General features: G+C 62.1%; 1 protein-coding gene. It reads right to left on the bottom strand.

Annotation, left to right across the window (positions count from 1 at the left end; all coding sequences use genetic code 11):
- Positions 1–91: 91 nt before the first annotated feature.
- Positions 92–1,531, bottom strand: a complete 1,440-nt coding sequence (locus tag KA184_12485; GenBank protein MBP8130388.1) for a sulfatase — start codon at positions 1,529–1,531, stop codon at positions 92–94.
- Between the last annotated feature and the right edge of the window lie 231 nt (positions 1,532–1,762).

Below are 1,762 nucleotides of genomic sequence, written 5' to 3'. Positions count from 1 at the left end.
GGCGTCCGGGTTCGCCAGACGGCGCAGCCACATGCTCGCACACTGCCACTTCCCTTGCCTCACGTTCTCTTCACCTCTTCCCGGCGCGGGGTCATTCCAGGTAGCCCAGCGCTTCCAGGCGTTCCAGAGTCTCGCCGCGGCCCGAAGTCTCGAAACGCGAAGGCAAAGGCCGCGCCGAGGCCGCCCACGCTTCCAGGTGCTCCCGCAACGCGGTGACCCGGCTGCTCCACTGCTTTTCCTCAACGAGATTCCTGTGCTGGCGCGGGTCACGGCACAGGTCGTATAGTTCTTCCTCGCCCTTAAAAGGTGTCTGGATGAAAGCCAGGTCTCCCTCGCGCACAACGCGCGCCTTGCGCATGTTCGGCCACGCCTGACCGGCTTCGACTATCGCATGAGGCTTCGTGGCTTGTCCAAATACCCGGTCATGCGGGGTCCGGATAGTCTCTTCCAGCAGGTCTATGGCTTTCCCTTCAACGCCCTTGGGCGGCATCAAACCCAGAAAGCCCAATATCGTCGGCAGGAAGTCACTGTTGGACACCTGTCCGGAAACCCGCGTTCCTCCCCGTGCCGCGCCCGGCAGACGGAACATGCAAATGACGTGCATGGTGTCTTCGTAGACTGTAAGACCGTGATCGAAATGGGGCGTGTGGTCGAGGAGCGTTTCCCCGTGGTCGCTCGTAACCAGCAGCAGCGCACCATCCAATATGCCTCGCGCACGAAGCCCGTCCAGAAGCCTCCCTGCATGCTCGTCCATGTAGCTCACTTCGCCCGCATAGGCATCCGGGAGACGCGCGGTCGAAGGCGCTGACTGCGAACGCCCCCACGCATCGCGAGAACCCCGCACATCCCGGTGGCCGTGCCCCGCGGCGTACATGGTCCGGTACGCACCGGGCGGATCGTAGGGCATGTGCGGGTCATAATAATGAACGAACAGGAACCAGGGCCCTTCGCCAGTCATCTTGCCAACATGCTCCAGCACCGCCCGCGTGACATCGGCCGCGCGGCGCTGATTGCGCGGGTCGCCCACGGCGGCGACATCCTGATAGCCGTCGTCATAGTAGTCAAATCCCTGTGCAATTTGGAACCTGCCGTGGAGCGCGAACGATGCGGGAAACGCCGCCGTTCGATAACCCCGCTCCTTCAGAATCTCCGCGAGCATCACGTTCTCGTCGTTGACAAGAAATCCATTCCGCGGCACACCGTGCGTGTGCGGATATTTCCCCGTGAACATCGTGACATGCGACGCCAGCGTCGTCGGCACTGCCGTCAGGCAATCTTCGAAGAGGATGCTCTCCCGCGCCAGCGCGTCCAGCCGCGGCGTCTTCACCCGCTTGCTGCCGTAGCACCCCAGATGGTCCGCCCGCGTCGTATCCAGCGAGACCAGAATGACGTGAGCCCGCGCCGCGGAAGCATCCTGGGAGTTCGGCGTTTCCGCGGCCCGGATTGCCGTGAACGGCGACAACGCGAGACAGGCGGCCAAGACAATGGAAAAGACGCGGCCGTTTGAATTCGTTTTTCGATAGTTAGACACTCTATTATCCATTGCTTTGCGCTAATGGGAAACAGGGTATCAGAACCTTTTCGCCCGCTTCCAGGACATGACGCGAGGCTACTCGCTGTAACTGGTCCGGACCCCGTATTGCCGGCTCAGTTCCCGCAATTCGCCGACCAGTTCGGGCTGCTCGCCCACGCGCGAGATCTCGCCGATGAGATGATAGCTCTTGGCAAACGCCCAATGGCGGGCAATGCTGCTGTCGCCTGC

Source organism: Candidatus Hydrogenedentota bacterium (genome assembly GCA_018005585.1).
In the GTDB taxonomy this organism is placed as follows: Bacteria; Hydrogenedentota; Hydrogenedentia; order Hydrogenedentales; family JAGMZX01; genus JAGMZX01.
This window is presented reverse-complemented; position numbering and strand designations above follow the sequence as displayed.